This window comes from Streptomyces sp. NPDC056231 (assembly GCF_048270745.1).
Taxonomy (GTDB): Bacteria; Actinomycetota; Actinomycetes; order Streptomycetales; family Streptomycetaceae; genus Streptomyces.
Genome location: NZ_JBLVKW010000050.1, coordinates 44461 through 58012, shown reverse-complemented (window position 1 = coordinate 58012; position 13552 = coordinate 44461). Strand labels below are relative to the sequence as shown.

At 67.3% G+C, this 13552-nt stretch carries 15 protein-coding genes and 1 pseudogene; 6 read left to right on the top strand and 10 right to left on the bottom strand.

Features of this window, described 5'->3' with window-relative positions:
- Positions 1-205: 205 nt before the first annotated feature.
- A complete protein-coding gene (locus tag ACNPQM_RS30085) occupies positions 206-1174 on the bottom strand; it encodes a GDP-L-fucose synthase family protein (RefSeq protein ID WP_358862297.1) in 969 nt (322 codons plus the stop codon).
- Between the two features lie 114 nt (positions 1175-1288).
- On the opposite strand from ACNPQM_RS30085, the gene gmd reads away from it, so the two are divergent.
- Positions 1289-2302, top strand: coding sequence for a GDP-mannose 4,6-dehydratase (gmd, locus tag ACNPQM_RS30080; protein ID WP_418086423.1), 1014 nt, complete (start codon positions 1289-1291; stop codon positions 2300-2302).
- A gap of 42 nt (positions 2303-2344) precedes the next feature.
- Here the strand turns inward: gmd and ACNPQM_RS30075 are convergent.
- Positions 2345-2596, bottom strand: a pseudogene (locus ACNPQM_RS30075) (lipopolysaccharide biosynthesis protein); the annotation flags it as partial.
- Between the two features lie 289 nt (positions 2597-2885).
- Here ACNPQM_RS30075 and ACNPQM_RS30070 point away from each other — a divergent pair.
- A complete protein-coding gene (locus ACNPQM_RS30070; protein ID WP_358862299.1) occupies positions 2886-3335 on the top strand; it encodes an adenylyltransferase/cytidyltransferase family protein in 450 nt (149 codons plus the stop codon).
- Here ACNPQM_RS30070 and ACNPQM_RS30065 read toward each other — a convergent pair.
- Both ACNPQM_RS30065 and ACNPQM_RS30060 read right to left on the bottom strand, forming a co-directional pair.
- Positions 3301-4038, bottom strand: a complete 738-nt coding sequence (locus ACNPQM_RS30065; RefSeq protein ID WP_418086422.1) for a CDP-alcohol phosphatidyltransferase family protein — start codon at positions 4036-4038, stop codon at positions 3301-3303. The genes ACNPQM_RS30070 and ACNPQM_RS30065 overlap by 35 nt on opposite strands.
- A gap of 131 nt (positions 4039-4169) precedes the next feature.
- On the bottom strand, positions 4170-4865 hold the full coding sequence (locus tag ACNPQM_RS30060) for a ribonuclease H family protein (RefSeq protein ID WP_418086421.1): 696 nt from the start codon (positions 4863-4865) through the stop codon (positions 4170-4172).
- Positions 4866-5005: 140 nt separating this feature from the next.
- Between ACNPQM_RS30060 and ACNPQM_RS30055 the strand changes: the two genes are divergently transcribed.
- Positions 5006-5197, top strand: coding sequence for a DUF6381 family protein (locus tag ACNPQM_RS30055; RefSeq protein ID WP_358862302.1), 192 nt, complete (start codon positions 5006-5008; stop codon positions 5195-5197).
- Positions 5198-5728: 531 nt separating this feature from the next.
- Entirely contained in the window at positions 5729-6208 is a 480-nt protein-coding gene (locus ACNPQM_RS30050; protein WP_418086420.1) for a VOC family protein, read from the top strand.
- Positions 6209-6244: 36 nt separating this feature from the next.
- On the opposite strand, the gene ACNPQM_RS30045 is transcribed toward ACNPQM_RS30050, so the two are convergent.
- The 6 genes from ACNPQM_RS30045 to ACNPQM_RS30020 form a co-directional block, all read right to left on the bottom strand.
- Positions 6245-6484, bottom strand: coding sequence for a DUF6296 family protein (locus ACNPQM_RS30045; RefSeq protein WP_418086419.1), 240 nt, complete (start codon positions 6482-6484; stop codon positions 6245-6247).
- 351 nt (positions 6485-6835) lie between these two features.
- Positions 6836-7345 (bottom strand): mycothiol transferase, encoded by a 510-nt coding sequence (locus ACNPQM_RS30040; protein WP_418086418.1) that lies wholly within the window; start codon positions 7343-7345, stop codon positions 6836-6838.
- Between the two features lie 84 nt (positions 7346-7429).
- Positions 7430-7894: a hypothetical protein gene (locus ACNPQM_RS30035; RefSeq protein WP_418086417.1), complete on the bottom strand. Its 465-nt coding sequence runs from the start codon at positions 7892-7894 to the stop codon at positions 7430-7432.
- 349 nt (positions 7895-8243) lie between these two features.
- The gene (locus tag ACNPQM_RS30030; RefSeq protein ID WP_358862306.1) at positions 8244-9281 is read right to left on the bottom strand and encodes an ABC transporter substrate-binding protein; all 1038 of its coding nucleotides are present in this window, start codon (positions 9279-9281) and stop codon (positions 8244-8246) included.
- A 45-nt stretch (positions 9282-9326) separates the two neighbouring features.
- Positions 9327-10190 (bottom strand): ABC transporter permease, encoded by an 864-nt coding sequence (locus ACNPQM_RS30025; RefSeq protein ID WP_358862307.1) that lies wholly within the window; start codon positions 10188-10190, stop codon positions 9327-9329.
- Positions 10180-10995, bottom strand: coding sequence for an ABC transporter ATP-binding protein (locus tag ACNPQM_RS30020; protein ID WP_418086416.1), 816 nt, complete (start codon positions 10993-10995; stop codon positions 10180-10182). Before ACNPQM_RS30020 ends, ACNPQM_RS30025 begins: the two co-directional genes overlap by 11 nt.
- A 218-nt stretch (positions 10996-11213) precedes the next feature.
- Here ACNPQM_RS30020 and ACNPQM_RS30015 point away from each other — a divergent pair, with 218 nt between their 5' ends.
- Together ACNPQM_RS30015 and ACNPQM_RS30010 are read left to right on the top strand one after the other, a co-directional pair.
- On the top strand, positions 11214-12812 hold the full coding sequence (locus ACNPQM_RS30015) for an ATP-binding protein (protein WP_418086415.1): 1599 nt from the start codon (positions 11214-11216) through the stop codon (positions 12810-12812).
- Positions 12809-13507 (top strand): response regulator, encoded by a 699-nt coding sequence (locus tag ACNPQM_RS30010; RefSeq protein WP_358862310.1) that lies wholly within the window; start codon positions 12809-12811, stop codon positions 13505-13507. Before ACNPQM_RS30015 ends, ACNPQM_RS30010 begins: the two co-directional genes overlap by 4 nt.
- Positions 13508-13552: the final 45 nt, after the last annotated feature.

The window sequence follows — 13552 nt, the reverse complement described above, 5'->3', positions numbered from 1 at the left end:
CCGCAGAGCTGCGGCGGCCCGCCCGGCCCGGCCCGGAGCGCGGTCAGCCCTGTGCACCCTAGGGCGTGTTTCGACGGCGACGTCTGGTGCGTGCGGTCGCCAGGCGGAGGCTCGCCCCGATACTGGGCGTATCGGGGCGACCCCGCCAACGCAGCGAGCGTGCGTGCCAGACGCCGCCCCGCAGGCGGGACTTTCGAAACACGCCCTAGTGGTCCAGCCACCAGGCGTAGGTCCGGGCGATGCCGTCGCGCAGCGGAATCTGCGGCTTGAAACCGAGGGAGGAGAGGCGGGAGACGTCGAGAAGCTTGCGCGGGGTGCCATCGGGCTTCGTCGTGTCCCACGAGACGCGGCCTTGATAGTTCGTCACATCTCGAATGATGGAGGCGAGTTCACGGATCGTCAGATCCTCTCCACAGCCGACGTTGACGGGTTCGTCACCGTCGTAACGCTCCAGGAGCAGGAGGCACGCGGCGGCCAGGTCGTCGACGTGCAGGAACTCACGCCGGGGGCTGCCGGAGCCCCAGAGGGTGACCTCCGGTGCGCCATCCCGTTCCGCCTCGTGGAAGCGGCGGATCAGGGCGGGCAGGACGTGCGAGGACTCCAGGTCGAAGTTGTCGCCGGGTCCGTAGAGATTGGTGGGCATGGCGCTGATGTACGAAGCGCCGTACTGCCGCCGGTACGACTGGGTCTGCACGATCCCGGCGATCTTGGCAAGCGCGTAAGCCTCGTTGGTCGGTTCCAGCGGGCCGGTGAGCAGGGCGTCCTCGCGGATCGGCTGGGGAGCTCGCTTGGGGTAGATGCAGGACGAGCCGAGGAAGAGCAACCGCTCGACCCCGGCGGCGTGCGCACCGGCGATGACACTCAGCTGGATGCGCAGGTTGTCCTCGAGAAACTGCACCGGATACGTGCTGTTGGCCATGATCCCGCCGACCTTGGCGGCGGCCAGCACCACGGCGTTCGGGCGGATGTCACGCAGAAAGGCCTCGGTCGGTGCGGCCTCGCGCAGATCGAGCCGGTCACGGCCGCGGGTGATCACCTCGTGGCCTCCGGCGGTGAGGCGGCGCACCACCGCCGAACCGACGAGACCTCGGTGTCCCGCGACGAATATGCGGGAGCCGGGACGTAGCAGGGGGCGGACGGATTCCTGGGGAGGGCCGGGGAGATCAGTCGTCATGGTTCGGATTGTGCCAGTAACCGTGTGTGGCCGTGATGTTTTGCCGCGGATCACTCACATCCCGATATTTCGGTGCACCAACAGCAACACAGACGACCACAGAAGGGGGGAGTCGTGGCGAAGACCGCGCTCATCACCGGTGTGACCGGGCAGGACGGCTCGTACCTGGCCGAGCTGCTGCTCGACAAGGGGTACACGGTCCACGGCCTCATACGCCGCTCGTCGAGCTTCAACACCGAGCGGATCGACCATATCTACCAGGGCCCGGAGGAGGAGAACCGGTCCTTCGTCCTGCATCACGCGGATCTCGCCGACGGAGTCGCGCTGGTGAACCTGTTGCGCGACATCGAGCCCGATGAGGTCTACAACCTGGGTGCGCAGTCGCATGTCCGGGTCTCGTTCGACGCGCCGCTGTACACCGGCGACGTCACCGGGCTCGGCACCATCCGGCTGCTGGAGGCGGTCCGCGCCAGCGGCATCGACACCCGGATCTATCAAGCGTCGTCGTCCGAGATGTTCGGCTCCACTCCACCGCCGCAGAACGAGACGACCCCGTTCCATCCGCGCAGCCCGTACAGCGTCGCCAAGGTCTACTCGTACTGGTCGACCGTCAACTACCGTGAGGCGTACGGAATGTTCGCGGTCAACGGGATCCTCTTCAACCACGAGTCCCCGCGTCGCGGCGAGACCTTCGTGACCCGCAAGATCACCCGCGGCGTGGCACGGATCAAGGCGGGGCTCCAGCAACACCTCCACCTCGGCAATCTCGATGCCGTACGGGACTGGGGTTACGCCCCCGAGTACGTCGACGCGATGTGGCGGATGCTGCAGTGCGATTCACCGGACGACTATGTGGTGGCCACCGGTGAGGGGGTCAGCGTCCGGCAGTTCCTGGAGTTCGCCTTCGAGCATGCGGGGCTGGACTGGCGTGACCATGTCCGGTACGACGCGAAGTACGAGCGTCCCAGCGAGGTCGACGCCCTGATCGGTGACGCCACCAAGGCCGAGGAACTGCTCGGCTGGAAGCCCGCCGTGAAGGCGCGGGAGCTGGCCAGGATCATGGTCGATGCGGACATCCGGCAGCTCTCCGACCAGCTCACCGGGGCAGCCGTGCGGGTGGATCGATGACAGCGCCAGGCAGCCGTGTCCACGACTGCTCCACCATGGGCGGCCCACCGCATCGCTGACCGCGGTCTGCTGCTCGGAGCCGATGCTGATCCCCTTGTCGGCGGAGGCTCCGGTGGCGAAGCGGTCGGAGGTGGCGTCGCGGACGAACACCTCGCCGGTGGCCGTGCAGCTCGCCTCACCACTGAGGGCGAGCCAGCCGCCGCCCAGCAGTCCGACGACCGATGCGAGCAGACCGTGCGCAAGCACGGTTGCCTCGAACGCGCCTCTGCGGAGGGCGGCCTGGCGGGGCGGCACAGCTCCGGCGCATAGTTGGTCGACACCACGAGAACCCTGCGGTATACGAACGGCTTGTGGTGATCAGCATGCGACATCGGACGGTCACCTTCCCCCCGGTACAGCCTCTTTCCCTCGAGGGAACAACCCCAAAAGTGAGCTTATCCGTTCACGTGATGCGCAAGTGGTCTTCACAGTAAGGTCATTGCACCATCAGCACGGATACCGATATCCCGCAGGACCGGATGCCATGTCCGGACACCTGCGGCCGGAACACGGACATCATGTTCACCGTAGGGGGAGAGAACGGATGGTGCACAGGGTCGGCTACGCGCCGGGGGTCTACGACCTGTTCCACGTAGGGCACCTGAACATCCTGCGGCATGCCCGCAGCCAGTGCGACTACCTCGTGGCGGGGGTCGTCTCGGACGAGATGGCCGCGCTCGCCAAGGGCCACAGGCCGGTGATCCCGCTACCGGAGCGACTGGAGATCGTCCGCAGTGTGCGCTATGTGGACGCGGCGTTCGTCGAGACCGTTCCCGACAAGGTCGAGACGTGGCAGCAGGTCAGGTTCGACGTGATTTTCAAGGGGGACGACTGGCGGGGCACGGAAAAGGGAGAACGGCTCGAGCGCGACTTCGCCGAGGTCGGTGTGGAGGTGGTCTACTTCCCGTACACCGTGCACACGTCCAGCACCCAGCTGCGCAGGGCGCTGGAAACCCTCGTCAGCCCTCAGCCTGGAGCACTTTCAGCTCCCTGAACCACTTGACGAGGAACGCCACGAGGAACAGTGCGTGCACGACGGCGAGTGCGGCACAGCCGATACGGAACGCGGTCTCGTCGCCGTACAGCAGGAACACCAGGCAGAACACCCCGTAGTCGGCGGGGAGCAGTGCCACGGCCCGCAACCGGGACACCGGAGCCGGGGCCGCGGCACGGCCGGCCGGTGCGGGGCGGGCGGCCGCCTTGCCGAGCTGCTCGCGCAGCAGCCCGGCGCAGAAGGTGAGCACCGCGACGAACAGGAAACCCAGCGGCAGCAACAGCCAGCCCTCGCCGGGCAGCTGCGCAAACCGGCGGAACGAGGCCAGTACGGCGGTGAGTACGAGGATCAGCTTGGCGCAGTCCACGACATGGTCCAGCCACTCTCCGTCCGGCCCGCCGCGTCCGGTCAGCCGGGCGAGCTGCCCGTCGGCCGAGTCGACGGCGAAGCCGACGGCCAGCCCCGCGTACACGGCGAAGGCGAGCCCCCAGGAGGGCCGGACCAGCGCCACCGAGGCAACTGCGGTGAAAGTGAAGACCGCACTGACCAAGGTGACTTGACTGGGTGTGAGCCCGATCCGGCAGGCGCCCGCGGCCAGCACACGCCCGGCCGGGCGATTGACATACCGCGAGTAGAGCGACACACCTTCTGCGGTCTTCTGCGCGCCGCGCAATTCGCGCAGCACCGTGCCCGTGGATCCCATCCGCCCGCAGCGTCCAGCGTTCCCGCAGCGCCGGCGGAACACCGAAAGCGCTGCGGTCGGAGCCGCATCATGGCACGGAGAACCTCTGCCAGGTGAGCACTCCCCCGACCCCGGCCCGGCAGACGGTCGGCTCAGGCGGGCGCAGACCTGCATTCCGGGTGGCCCCATCCGTGCGGATTCTTCGCGATCATGTCCTTCGCCGCGTACGGCTTTCCGCAGTGGCAACGCCCGGCGAACTTGGCCCGGATGGTGCCCCCGGTGCGGGCGGGGCGCGCCGCGCCCGCCGTCTTCCTCTTCGCCGCCGCGCCGCCGCTTCGGCTCTCGGACGCCCTCACGGGTGCGGGCGTCGGCGGCGGGGAGCCGTGCGCCGTACCAGCCGCCTGCTGCGTCACGGCGGCCTCGCTGGCCGCCTGGTCGGCAAGGGCGTTGAGCGGATCCCCGTCCACCTGATGGGCCGGCACATAGACGAAGCGGACGGTCCGGCCGCTCAGCAGGTCGTCGATGCGGACCACCAGCTCCTGGTTGGCCACGGGCTTGCCGGCCGAGGTCCGCCAGCCGTTGCGCTTCCACCCCGGCAGCCACTTCGTCACCGCGTTCATCGCGTACTGCGAGTCCATTCTGACCTCGGTCTCCACCGCCGGATCTGTGGCCTCCAGCAGCGACTGGAGTGCGGTGAGCTCGGCGACATTGTTGGTCGCGGTGCCCAGCGGCCCCGCCTCCCAACGCTGCGGAGTCCCCTGCGCATCGGCCACGACCCATGCCCAGGCCGCAGGCCCTGGATTCCCCTTCGATGCCCCGTCACACGCGGCAATGATGCGCTCGTTCATACCCTTGATCATGCCAGCGCCGAACCGGTCCACGGCCCCACGGGCAGCCGGTAACACAGCGTAACGGTTCGGAATGCGGTGACAGCCGGACGCTGGTTCTCTGAATGAGCCCGCTCTTCCCTACCGTCCTAGGAGTGACGATGAGCGTTGCAGGCGAAACCAGTGGCCGCGCCCAGGAGATGCGCGACAAGGCCCGGCATCTGACCGAGGCCGCGGAGCGCGCGACCGACCCGGAGCAACGTCAGCGGCTCCAGGAGAAGGCGCGGAAGCTGCAGGAGCAGAGCGAGCAGCTCGGCAACCTGGGCTCCGGCGACACGCGCCGGCCCAAGTAAGCAGCCGCACCACGTGAACGGTCGGTGGTCTGCCGCTCTTCCATGAGTGAGTGGCGGACCACCGGCCTCGCTTCCGTTCGGCCACGGTTCAGACCCCGACACGTGCCATAGCCGCACGTCGCTTCACGTACTCAGGGCAGCACCGAGTGAAGCAGACCGCCAGGATCAGCAGGGCGACGGCGATGAAGCGCAATGCATCGTAAGCAACTGGACGACGCGCGCATCGGACTCCCCAGGCTCGACGATCATCTGATTGATCCGGCGGGGGCGGGCACCGAATGAGGGACCGCACCGACATTACGAATGCGAGCAGTTGACTGTTCGTCATCCCTGCCGAAACCGGCATCGTTTCCGCTCGCCTGCATCCGCATCCCGTACGCGTGCCGCCTGGCCTATGGTTCGCGACGGTGCGCCGGTTCGCTGCCGAATGGCGGACGGCAAGCCGTCCCCGTTCTAAACCGGGCAGCGATGAGTTTTCGGCGCTGAGTCAGTCGGTATAGGTGGACATACCTCTATGCCGAGGAGGCAGCGATGACCAGCGAAGGCTTCACCACGTGCCTGTGGTTCGACGGACAGGCCGAAGATGCGGCGGACCACTACATGTCGATTTTCAAGAACTCGAAGCTCGGCAGGGTGGGCCGCTACCCCGAGGCCGGGCCGGGTCAGGCCGGTTCCGTCATGACCGTGGAGTTCGAGATCAACGGCCAGAAGTTCGTCGCACTCAACGGCGGACCGCAGTTCACCTTCAACGAATCCATTTCGTTCCAGATCGCCTGCGAGGACCAGGAGGAAGTGGACTACTACTGGAGCAGGCTCTGCGAAGGCGGCGAGGAAGGTCCTTGCGGGTGGCTCAAGGACAAGTACGGCGTGTCGTGGCAGGTGGTGCCGAACGTGCTCATCGACTGGATCGGCGACCCTGATCCAGTGAAGGCGAGCCGTACCACCGAGGCGATGATGACGATGAAGAAGCTCGACATCGCCGCACTCCAGAAGGCCCACGCGGGGGTTTGACGTCCACGGGACCGTCGTCGAGGCCGCACGGTCACCTCAGGGCTCGGTGTGCTCGGTGACCGCGCGGACCTGCGGTGTTCCGAAATCCTGGTGTCCGCCGCTGGCCAGCATCCGTACCTCGCCGAGCTCGCTGATCTCCGCGCGGACGATTCCCGTCTCGTCCTCGTAGATGGGATAGCCGCCGGCCCCCTCTTTCTCGGTGCGCCGAACGATCACGGTGTCGTCCTCGACGGCGGACGCCTGAAATACCAGCTCGTAATATTCCGGGTAATCCATGGGTGGCTCCGGACCAGAATCGGCGGCTGCGAGTGTCTTGCCTGCGTCTTCCATTGTCGCCCACAGCAGCGCGACGTGCCTCAGGGCGGTTCCGTCGCAGTCGAGGAGTCGGCCTGCCGCGGAGCCCTGGTTCGAGTGCCTCGCCGCCGGTGATGGGTGCCTGCGAAGGGGCGCCTGCGCAGGCGGCCGGCAACGCGGCCGACGGCTGCGCGTGGGTCCACACCGCACCCGTCGCCATGGCGGTCGGCCGGGCGCACGGTCCAAGAATCCTGGGCAGCCGTCCCCCAGCTAGGGCGTGTTTCGAAAGTCCCGCCTGCCGGGCGACGCCTGGCACTCCCTAGATGTCCGGTTCTACCGACGCTCGAGCGAGCCCCGGACGAATGCGGCCTGGCCGGCATGCTGCAGGTCGTCCGCGATGACGCTGATCAGCCGGACGCCGAGGGTGACCGGTGGCGACCAGGCCTCATCCACGACGCGGTCCAGGGACCTGGCGTCCAGCCCACGGATGAAGTCGACGCTCCGCTCGTGGACGGCGTCGTGGTAGCCGAGCAGCAGTTCGGGCGAACCCACCTGCACCGACGCGACCTGTGCACTGCTGTGCCCGTACCCGGTCGCTCCCTTCTCGAAAGGCAGGTCGAATCGGGCGGCCCAGTCCTGGGAGAACCAGACCTGCTCCACTTCGAACGCGTCCGAGACATGGTCGTCCTGAATCCGGGTGAGGTGCCACACCAGCCATGCGATCGAGTTGGCGCCCTCGTCAAGCCGCACGTGCAGGTCGTCGACGGAAAGACCCTCGACCGCCGAATGCACCGATTCCTGGACTCGTGTGAACGCATCCGCCAAAAGGTCCGCGCTTTTCATGCGACCACCATCGCCGCTCCCGCACCCTGGCCCTGCCATCGACACGCGTCGATGAGCACCGCCGGTCCGGCGCCGGTTGTGCCGTCAGTGCCGTCCGCACCGGCGCCGCCGACGCCGGGTCGTGCACCCGCCTCCCCAGCGTGAAGCCGCGCCCAGGAAGCCGATCCCCATCCCCAGCATCCAGGAGTCCTTGGCCAGCGGGATGCCGTTCTGCGTAGGCCGCACACTGCCGGGCTCCCGCATTCCGGGGATCCGGAGGTACAGGCCGACCAGTCCGCCGGAGAACCCGGTCAGGGCAAGCCCGGCCAGTGGGGTCGGAACGAAGGGAGCCAGCAGTGTTCCGCCGACCGCGATCTCCGACCAGGCGAGCAGCCGCGTGAAGCGCTGTGCGTCCAGCTTCTTCAGGAATGGATAGGCCAAGCAGGCCGTGCCGTGCACGCCCGCGGCCGTCTCCTTGTCCGCTTTCAGTTTGCCCAGCCCTGAGTTCAGGATGAACGCGCCAGTGGCAATGCGCGGGGCCACATCGCGTGTTTCAACTTTCATGATCATGGGAGTCTCCGTCGATCAGCTACTCGGCCCCTCGTCGACCTTAGCCAGAAGGCGGCAAAGGCGCCTCGCGAAGAGGTCTCCCTCTCGGTACTGGATCACGCGTGCCGCCGCTGCCCGGGCGCCCATCGGTGTCGCTTCGGCCGCGTGCCGCGCATTCCGCCGTTCGCAGGAGAGACGGACCCCCCCGGGGGGGAACGACGTGTCCGCCGAGGCGAGTCGTTCCCGTGCGGGGGCTCCGCCGACCAGTGGGTGCGTCATTCAGGTCATCGCGTGAGCCGGAGGCGCCTGCGCACCGGGGACTGACCGGCGAGCCGGCCCGCCGGTGCGCAGGCGCGATCGACGCGTGCGGTCAGCTCGCCTTCTTGACGAACTCGGTGGTGTAGGTCTTCTCGAGGTCGACCTTGGCGTTCTTCAGGTTCGGATTGAAGGACTTCAGCACGCGCTCGACGGTGGCGGGGCCGTCCGCCGGCATGACGCCGTCCGTGGTGAACATGGGCAGCGTGCTCTTGATGGCCTGCGCGTACAGAGCCGTGCCGCCGCCCTGCGCGTAGTCGGCGGGCATCTTGGCCGCAATTTCTTCGGCGCTGTGCGTAGACATCCACTTCAGCGTCTTGACGAAGGCGTTGGCCAGCTTCTGGACGGTTTCCTTGTGGCTGTTGACCCATTCGGTCTGCATGTAGAGGCTGGAGGAGGGGTACGGCCCGCCGAGCGCCTGCTGGGAGCCTTCCGGGGTGCGCATGTCGATAAGGATCTTGCCGAGCTTCTTGTCCAGAATGGTGGCGACAGTCGGGTCGGTGGTCATACCGCCCTGGATGGAGCCTTGCTGGAGGGCGGAGATGAAGGTCTGCCCCGCTCCCACCGCGACGGGTGAGAACTGATCGGTCTGGACACCGTTGTTGACGGCGAGGTACTTCGTCAGGAAGTCGGTCGAGGAGCCGATGCCCGTCACTCCGAGCTTCTTGCCCTTGAAGTCCTTCGCCGACTTGATGTCGCCCGCCGCCTGGTTGGAGACGATCTCGACTTCGCCCGGAGCGTGTGAGAACTGGACGACCGACTCGACCTGCTTGCCCTTCACCTGAAGGTCGAGGGTGTGGTCGTAGAAGCCGACGGTGCCCTGCACATCACCGGAGACCAGGGCCGTCTCGGCCTGGACGCCCGCGGGCTCGGTCAGAAGCTGGACCGAGACCCCTTCGTCCTTGAAGTAGCCCAGACGCTCGGTGAGCATCGCGGGCAGGTAGATGACCTTGTCGAGGCCTCCCACCATGATCTTGACCTTGACGTCCTTGTCGCCGGAGGCGGAGGTGGAGTCTCCGCCACATGCGGTCAGAGTGGTCAGGGCGAGGGCGCCTGCGACGGCAGCGGCCGAGATCTGGGTGTATCTACGCATCAGTTTCACGTCCTTGTGAAGAAGTTGACGGAATGGCGGGCGGTGTCAGCGTGTGCTGCCGGCATCAGCGGGTTTCCAGCGGAAGAGCCGCTTCTCGAGGAAGGTCAACAACCCTTCGGCCAGCAGCGCGACGATCGCCAGGATGACCATGGCGGCATAGACGCCGGCGGCGTTGAAGGTGCCCTGGGAGGCGGCGACCAGCAGTCCGAGACCCTTGGTGGCGCCGATGTACTCGCCGACGATGGCGCCGATGAGCGCGAAGCCGAAGCTCACGTGCAGGCTGGTGAAGATCCATGACGTGGCCGAGGGGATGACCACCTGGAAGGTGACCTGACGGTTGCTGGCCCCCAGGATGCGGGAATTTGCGACGAGGTTGCGGTCCACCTCCCTGGCGCCCTGGAAGGCGTTGAAGAAGACGGGGAAGAACACGAGGACAACCGCGGAGGCCACCTTCGAGGCGGGGCCGAGACCGAACCAGATCAGAAAGATCGGGGCGAGCACGATGCGCGGCAGGGCGTTGAGCACCTTGATGTATGGGCCAAGGACATCGGCGGCGAAGCGGATCCGGCCCAGCGCGATGCCGAGCAGCACACCGGCGATCACACCGATGACCCAGCCGAGCAGCGCTTCGTAGAGCGTGTACCAGATCTGCTCCCACAAGGAGCCCTGGGCGGTGCCGTCGACGACCCAGGTGCGGATCTGGTCCCAGATCTTCGACGGCATGGAGAAGTTGAACGGGTCAATGACCGCGGTCCGGGCCAGCCACTCCCACAACCCGATGACGGCGAAGAGCAGTGCGATCCGGCTGCCGAGCACCAGGAACCTGCGGTTGCGGTTGGCCCGCGCCCTGGCCTGGGTCCGCTCGGTCTTGGTCACGGCGGCGTTCGCGGTGATGGTTTCAGGCGACATTGAGAGCACCCCTCTCACGGGTGATGCGAACCTCTTCGCCGAGCGAGGACCAGATCTCCCGGTAGATCTCGAGGAACCGGGGCTCCAGACGCACCTGTTCGACCTTGCGCGGGCGGGGCAGGTCGATCTCGAAGACCTCCTTGACGGTGGCCGGTCCCGCGGTCATGACCACGACTTTGTCGGCCAGCGCTATGGACTCCTCCAGGTCGTGGGTGACGAAGACGACGGAGGCGCCGGTCCCGGCCCACAACTCCAGCAGTTCGTCCGACATCAGGGCCCGGGTCTGCACATCAAGTGCGGAGAAGGGCTCGTCCATGAGCAGGATCTCGGGATCGTTGACGAAGGTGGCCGCGAGCGCGACGCGCTTGCGCTGTCCCCCGGACAGCTGGTGGGGATAGCGGTCCTCGAAGGAGGACAGGCCGACCCGGGCGAGCCACTCCTGGGCCCGTTCCTTTGCTTCGGGCTTCGGCACACCCCGGAAGCGGGGGCCTGCCATCACGTTGGAGAGCACGGTGCGCCAGGGGAAGACCGCATCCTGCTGGAAGACGAAGCCGACCTTGTCGCCGATGCCGCGCACCGGTTCACCGGCCACCAGCACCTCGCCCTCGGTGGGCTCCTCCAGGCCGCTGACCAGGGTCAGTGTGGTCGATTTGCCGCAGCCGGTAGGTCCCACCACGGCAACGAACTCACCGCGTCCGATCGTGAGGTCCAGATCTCGTACGGCGGTGTGGAGCGCCCCCGACGGAGTCCGGAACGCTTTGCTCGCCCCCCGCAGCTCGATGGCGGGGCTCGTTTTGCTGTTCATGGGGCGGGACGCTAGGCGCGTCCCGGGCACGGCGGCACCCTTGCGCTCACAACTCCGGCTTCTGCCCATAACCCGCGGTTCTGCTCGTTCTGCTCACGCTCGTAGAACGAAAGCGCTACGAGGACTAGTCAGAGGCGGCAGCGGGGTTTACGTTGCGTTCACACAAGGCAAAACGGAGCCTCAGGTTCCAAGCTGGCGGAAGGGCAGAAGGCGAACGCATGCGGATTCACTGGCCCCGCCGTGTCTTCGCGCAGGTCCTGCTCACACAGGTGGCCATCACGACCGGGGTGGTCATGCTCGTCACCGGACTCTTCCTTGCCCCGCTCAGCCACCAGCTGGACGACCAGGCGATGCATCAGGCCCTGTCCATCGCCCAGACCACTGCGGCCGAACCCGGGCTGGCGCACCACCTGACGAGCACCGAGCCGAGCCCCAGCGGCCCGGTGCAGGCCGAGGCGGAGCAGATCCGGCACGCCACCCATGCGCTCTACATCGTGGTCATGGACACCCGCGGGGTCCGCTGGTCGCACACCGACACCCGGCAGATCGGCAAGCACGTCTCCACCGATCCCAGCACGGCCCTGGCCGGCCGGGAAATCATGCAGATCGACAACGGAACGCTGGGCCGCTCCGCGCGCGCGAAGGTTCCCCTCCGCGACAGCCGCGGGACGATCGTCGGTGCTGTCTCGGTGGGCATGGCCTACGACAGCGTCCGCGAGCGGCTCCTCGGAACCATTCCCGGGCTTCTGCTCTACGCGGGGGCTGCGCTTGCCGCAGGTGTGCTTGCTGCCCTGGCCGTCTCGCGACGCCTGCAGCGCGGCACACACGGACTGGCCTTCGCCGACATCTCGGCGCTGCTGGACGAGCGCGAGGCCATGCTGCACAGCATCCGCGAAGCAGTTCTCGCCCTTGATGCCCGGGGGCGGATCCGTCTGCTGAACGACGAGGCGCAGCGTCTGCTGGAGCTGACCCAGGACGCCGTCGGACGTGCGCTGGGCGAGGTACTGCCCCCAGGCCGTGCGGCAGAGGTACTGGCCGGGCAGGTCGACGGCGCGGACCTGCTCACCGTCTGCAAGGGACGCGTGCTGATCGCCAACCGCATGCCGACCGGTGACGGCGGGGCTGTGGTCACCCTGCGCGACCGCACCGAACTGGAGCTGCTCGGCCGCGAACTGGACTCCACGCACGGCCTTCTCGACGCGCTCCGCGCCCAGGACCACGAGCATGCCAACCGGCTCCACACCCTGCTCGGGTTGCTTGAACTCGGGAGGCACGACGCGGCGATGCAGTTCGTCACGGAGGTGGCCGATGGTCAGCGGGCATCGGCGGAGCAGGTCGCGGAACGCGTCAATGACCCCCTGCTGTCCGCTCTGCTGGTGGGCAAGTCGGCCATCGCGGCAGAGCGGGGCGCTTCGTTGCGCATCTCCCCCAGCACCCTGCTTCCCGACGTGGTGGTGGACCCTCGCGATCTGGTGACCGTCCTGGGCAACCTGATCGACAACGCACTCGACGTCGCTTCCGTCATCGAAGTCGAGCTCTTCGCGGAGGGCACCACAGCGGTCCTGCGGGTCAGCGACAACGGCCCTGGCGTAGCGCCCGATCTGCGCGAACAGATTTTCACCGAGGGCTGGTCCACCAAGGAGTCCCCCGCACATCGGGGCCGTGGGCTCGGCCTGGCACTGGTACGTCGTCTCGCGGAGCGTTACGGCGGCGTGGCTCGCGTCAGTGCCAGGGCCGGCGGTGGCGCGGTCTTCACTGTCGTCCTGCCCGAGACACTCGCCGTCCGGCAACTCACCGAAGTGGGAGAGTTTCAATGATCGACGTCCTCGTGGTGGACGACGACTTCCGTGTGGCCGAGATCAACTCGGCGTACGTGGCCAAGGTGCCCGGCTTCCGCGTCGTCTCACGCGCGCACACCGCCGCCCAGGCACTGTCCGTGCTGGAGCGCGAACATGTCGACCTCGTACTGCTCGATCACTATCTTCCGGACGAGACGGGACTGACGCTCGTACGGCGGCTTCGCCAACGCGGCCACACGGCAGACGTGATCATGGTGACAGCCGCTCGGGATGTCGCGACTGTGCAGACCGCCATGCGCTACGGCGCCCTGCAGTACCTGGTGAAGCCCTTCAGCTTCGGTGGTCTGAAGTCCAAGCTGGAGAGTTACGCCGCCCTGCGCCGCACTCTCGCAGGCGTGGGCAGCGGCCAGGGCGAGGCCGGGCAGGAGCAGGTCGATCAGATCTTCGGGGCGCTTCGCACTCCGCAGGCCGCTGCCGCAGCCGGCCTGCCCAAGGGGCACTCCGCGCCCACCGCTGACGTCATCCGCCATGTCCTGTCGGCAGCCGACGAACCGCTGTCGGCACACGAGGTCGCTGTCCGCGCCGGATTGAGCCGCTCCACGGCCCAGCGATACCTCAAGTATCTGGAGAGTGCGGGTCGCATCAGACTCAGTCTCAAGTACGGCGACACCGGCCGACCGGAACACCGCTACGCGTGGGCCAGGGCAAGCTGAGGAACGCAGGGCGCTGAGGCATACGGTGCCATCAGCGGCTCTCGG